4 protein-coding genes are annotated in these 5,551 nt (G+C 44.8%); all 4 read right to left on the reverse strand.

Annotated elements, in window-relative coordinates; translation table 11 throughout:
• Positions 1-488, reverse strand: a 488-nt coding sequence (locus GMD6S_RS07995) for a hypothetical protein (protein WP_000240909.1), incomplete at its 3' end; no start/stop codon positions are given.
• 134 nt (positions 489-622) lie between these two features.
• Complete coding sequence (ndk, locus tag GMD6S_RS08000) at positions 623-1,042, reverse strand: nucleoside-diphosphate kinase (RefSeq protein ID WP_000438281.1); 420 nt, start codon at positions 1,040-1,042, stop codon at positions 623-625.
• A gap of 109 nt (positions 1,043-1,151) precedes the next feature.
• Entirely contained in the window at positions 1,152-4,817 is a 3,666-nt protein-coding gene (rpoC, locus tag GMD6S_RS08005; protein WP_000228753.1) for a DNA-directed RNA polymerase subunit beta', read from the reverse strand.
• A gap of 32 nt (positions 4,818-4,849) precedes the next feature.
• On the reverse strand, positions 4,850-5,551 hold a 702-nt coding region (locus tag GMD6S_RS08010; RefSeq protein ID WP_000496803.1), incomplete at its 5' end, for a DNA-directed RNA polymerase subunit beta.

Genomic DNA, 5,551 nt, shown 5'->3' on the forward strand with positions numbered 1-5,551 from the left:
GAGGAAATCACTAAGGGATTCCTCAAGAAAACCATCGTAGCTAGAACGGAAATGACGACTGTTTTCTTTTTATTTAGGTAATTTTCTATATCTCGAAAAATTTTATCAAAAGGTAAGAAAATCAATAGATCTACTCCTAGCAAGAAAAAGAAGGAGGGTAAAAAGAGGTCAACCAATTCCTGCTGCAATTTGCTAGTGGTTTGGATGCTTTCTGAGAGAACCAGACAGGTTGCCAAAAGATTGACTACTAAAAGGAGGCAATAAACAAGACTCACTTTCTTTTGAACATGTAAAATACTATGTCTAGACTGGTCTGCTGTATGGAAATAATTTATCCCAGCGCACAAAACAGAAATTCCTACTATCAAAATCAAAAAATAAGCATTGGTCTGTTTTAAAGATAAAAAGGATTCTTTCCATAATAGACAACTACTAAAACTAATCTGGATGACTGCAATCAACAACAATAGGCGAATTGATTTTACCATTTCTTTTCCCTCCCTATATGGGATTATACCTTGTGAGGAGTTTGAAATGATAGTTTCCGCCTCAAATGTCCTTTTTTTGTGCTCAACTGACCAAAAAACAGCTCTGTTGTGAACAGAACTGTTCTTTTACCAGTCTAATCCTTAAACCAGAGAGCAATTTCACGTTTTGCAGAAGCTTCCGAATCGGAGCCATGAACTACATTTTGAATAGCTTGATTGTCTCCTGCTGCTTTAGCAAAATCTCCTCGGATAGTTCCAGGCAAGGCTTCTTCTGGACGAGTAGCTCCCATCATACTACGCCAAGTTTCAATCACTTTCGGACCTGATAGAATGCCCACCACTACCGGTCCTGAGGTCATAAACTGACGGATAGGAGGATAAAAACTTTTTTCAACCAAGTCTTGATAGTGTTGGTCAATCAAAACTTCTGAAACCGCTGAACGTAACTCTAATTTTTCGAGTTTGAAACCTCGTTGTTCCATTCTTTGCAGAATTTCGCCAACCAACCCTCTTTTCACACCATCTGGCTTAATGATAAAGAATGTTTGTTCCATATGGACACCTCCTTGGCATTTTAGTTCTTCTATTCTACCATACTTTATGAAAAAGTGGGAAAATTTTCTGAAATAAAACAAGAGAACCCAAAGGTTCTCTTGTTTGCTTTTATTCTACTGTTTCTTCAACTTGGATTTCCACAACTTCCTCTACAGGAGCAAGTTCTGCCTCTTCTTGTTCTGGAGCCAGATATTCTGCTTCATTGATAGCTTGTGGTTCAAGGTTACGGTAGCGAGCCATACCAGTACCAGCTGGGATGATCTTACCGATGATAACATTTTCCTTGAGTCCAAGGAGATGATCTTTCTTACCACGGATGGCCGCATCTGTAAGGACACGAGTTGTTTCCTGGAAGGAAGCCGCTGACAAGAAACTGTTGGTTTCAAGTGAGGCTTTGGTAATTCCCATAAGAACTGGGCGACCAGTCGCTGGGACTCCACCTGCGATAAGAACATCCTTGTTAGCATCTGTAAAGTCGTTGATGTCCATGAGAGTACCCATAAGAAGGTCTGTGTCACCTGGATCCATGACACGAACTTTACGGATCATTTGACGAACCATTACCTCGATGTGTTTGTCACCGATTTCTACCCCTTGGCTGCGGTAAACTTTTTGTACTTCACCGAGAAGGTAGGTTTCAACTGACAAGACATCACGAACAGCGAGGAGACGTTTCGGTTGGATAGAACCTTCTGTCAATGCCGCACCGCGAGAGACTTGGTCTCCAACTTCGACGCGCATACGGGCTGTAAATGGTACCACGTATTCGCCTTCTCCAGTTTCACCCTTAACGAAGACTTTCTTGGTACGAGTTGACGCGTCTTCTTCGATAGCTGTAACTTGTCCTTTGACCTCTGTGATGACCGCTTCCCCTTTAGGATTGCGGGCTTCAAAGATTTCTTGGACACGAGGAAGACCCTGAGTGATATCGGTATTTGAGGCAACCCCACCCGTGTGGAAGGTACGCATTGTAAGCTGTGTACCAGGTTCCCCGATAGATTGGGCAGCGATTGTACCAACTGCTTCACCAACTTCAACCGCATCACCAGTCGCCAAGTTGATACCGTAACAGTGACGGCAGACACCATGACGAGTGTTACATGTAAATACGGAACGGATAGTCACTTCTTCCACACCAGCATTGACAATTTCACGCGCCTTGTCTTCTGTAATCAACTCATTTGGACCGATGATCACTGCACCAGTTTCTGGATGTTTAACAGTTTTCTTAGTGTAACGACCGTTGAGGCGTTCTTCGAGAGACTCGATCATCTCTTTTCCTTCTGCGATAGAACGGATCAAGAGACCACGGTCTGTTCCACAGTCGTCCTCACGGATGATCACATCTTGGGCAACGTCAACCAAACGACGAGTCAAATAACCTGAGTCGGCTGTCTTAAGGGCCGTATCGGTCATACCTTTACGGGCACCGTGAGTTGAGAAGAACATTTCGAGTACTGACAAACCTTCGCGGAAGTTTGAAAGGATTGGCAATTCCATGATACGTCCGTTCGGAGCGGCCATCAGACCACGCATACCGGCAAGCTGTGAGAAGTTTGAGATGTTACCACGGGCTCCAGAGTCCATCATCATAACGATTGGGTTCTTAGGATCTTGGTTGGCAACCAAACGTTTCTCTAATTTTTCACGGGCTGCACGCCATTCAGCTGTAACAGCGTTGTAGCGCTCGTCGTCTGTGATCATACCACGACGGAATTGTTTGGTGATTTGTTCTACACGTTTGTGTGATTCTTCGATGATTTCAGCCTTGTCTTCAACAACTGGGATATCGGCAATACCCACTGTCAAACCTGCAAGAGTTGAGTGGTGGTATCCGAGATTCTTCATGCGGTCAAGTAGGGCAGAAGTTTCTGTCGTACGGAAACGTTTGAAGATTTCAGCGATGATATTCCCAAGATTTTTCTTCTTGAATGGAGGGTTGAGTTCAAGATTGCTGATTGCTTCCTTGATATCTCCACCTAGTGGCAAGAAGTATTTAGCTGGAACACCTTCTGTTAAATTGGCATTTGTTGGTTCTTGCAAGTAAGGCAGACCCTCTGGCATGATGTCGTTGAAGAGGATTTTACCAACTGTTGTAAGCAAGACCTTGTGTTTTTGCTCTTCAGTCCAAGGTTTGTTGAGGCTATCTGTCGCGATACCAACACGTGAGTGGAGGTGAACATAACCATTACGGTAAGCCATAACCGCTTCGTCACGGTCTTTGAAGACCATTCCTTCACCTTCACGACCAGCTTCTTCCATGGTCAAGTAGTAGTTACCCAAAACCATGTCCTGAGAAGGAGTAACAACTGGTTTACCATCTTTCGGATTCAAGATATGCTCAGCAGCCAACATCAAGATACGAGCTTCTGCTTGAGCTTCTTCTGAAAGCGGTACGTGGATGGCCATTTGGTCCCCGTCAAAGTCGGCATTGTAGGCTTCACAGACAAGCGGGTGTAAGCGAAGGGCCTTACCATCAATCAAGACTGGCTCGAAGGCTTGGATACCCAAACGGTGAAGGGTCGGTGCGCGGTTCAAAAGAACTGGGTGTTCTTTGATTACTTCTTCAAGAATATCCCAGATACGTTCGTCTCCGCGTTCTACCAAGCGTTTAGCTGCCTTAACGTTTTGCACAATGTCGCGGGCAACGATTTCACGCATGACGAATGGTTTAAAGAGCTCAATCGCCATTTCGCGTGGTACACCACATTGGTACATCTTAAGAGTTGGACCAACGGCGATAACGGAACGTCCTGAGAAGTCAACACGTTTACCGAGCAAGTTTTGACGGAAGCGTCCTTGTTTCCCTTTGAGCATGTGGCTCAATGATTTGAGTGGACGGCTACCTGGTCCTGTAATCGGACGACCACGACGGCCATTATCAATCAAAGCGTCAACCGCTTCTTGCAGCATACGCTTCTCATTTTGAACGATGATACCTGGTGCATTCAACTCAAGCAAACGAGCCAAACGGTTGTTACGGTTGATAACACGGCGGTAAAGGTCGTTCAAGTCAGATGAGGCAAAACGGCCACCATCCAACTGCAACATTGGACGAAGATCTGGTGGAATAACTGGAAGAATGTTGAGAATCATCCATTCAGGTTTATTTCCAGACTTGTAAAAGGCATCCAAAACATCCAAACGGCGGATGGCTTTGACACGTTTTTGTCCAGTAGCTGTTTTCAACTCTTCTTTGAGTTCAGCAATTTCTTTTTCAAGATCTACTTGTTTCAAGAGGTCCTGGATAGCTTCGGCACCCATCTTGGCAACGAATGACCCATAACCATACTCACGCAAGCGCTCACGGTATTCGCGCTCTGTCATGATAGACTTGTGCTCAAGTGGTGTATCCTTAGGATCAATCACTACATAAGCCGCAAAGTAGATAACTTCCTCGAGGGCACGAGGACTCATATCAAGGGTCAAGCCCATACGGCTTGGAATCCCCTTGAAATACCAAATGTGAGATACAGGAGCTTTCAACTCGATGTGCCCCATACGCTCACGACGAACTTTCGTACGCGTCACTTCAACCCCACAGCGGTCACAAACAATCCCTCTGTAACGAATGCGTTTGTACTTCCCACAAGCACATTCCCAGTCTTTTGTAGGACCAAAGATGACTTCGTCAAAGAGTCCTTCACGTTCTGGTTTCAAGGTACGGTAATTGATTGTTTCAGGTTTTTTGACTTCTCCATAAGACCATGAACGGACTTTGCTTGGAGAAGCTAGGGTGATTTGCATACTTTTAAAACGATTTACATCAACCACTATTTCTTCCCTTTCTATTCTAAATGAACTGCTTATTCTTGTTCAGCAGCTTCTTCTGTTGCTTCCGCTTTTGTTGCTTTCTCAGCTTCTTCAGCTTCAAAGGCTGCTTTAGCCTCTTGGGCTGCTTTTTCGCGGGCTTTTTCAAGGTCATCTACGTGGATGACATCTTCGTCCATTCCTTCATCCAAGTCGCGAAGTTCCACTTCTTGATCATCTTCGTCAAGGACACGCATGTCAAGACCAAGAGATTGCAATTCTTTTACAAGAACTCGGAAGGATTCTGGAACACCTGGTTTTGGAATTGGTTTTCCTTTTGTAATAGCTTCATAAGCTTTCAAACGTCCGTTGATATCGTCAGACTTGTATGTCAAGATTTCTTGGAGAACATTTGACGCACCGTAGGCTTCAAGAGCCCAAACTTCCATCTCACCGAAACGTTGTCCACCAAACTGAGCTTTACCTCCGAGTGGTTGTTGGGTGACGGTTGAGTATGGTCCGACTGAACGCGCGTGCAATTTATCATCAACCATGTGGTGGAGTTTGATCATGTACATGACACCAACTGATACACGGTTGTCAAACGGCTCACCTGTACGTCCATCGTAAAGGATTGTTTTGGCATCGCTATCCATACCTGCTTCTTTAACAGTGTCCCAAAGGTCTTCAGAACTTGCTCCGTCAAAGACTGGTGTTGCGATGTGGATACCAAGAGTACGGGCTGCCATACCAAGGTG

The organism is Streptococcus sp. GMD6S, from assembly GCF_000297015.1.

What these genes read in the sequence shown, in the direction of transcription:
- ndk (WP_000438281.1), bottom strand. Translation starts at nt 1,042, where the DNA reads ATGGAACAAACATTCTTTATCATTAAGCCAGATGGTGTGAAAAGAGGG.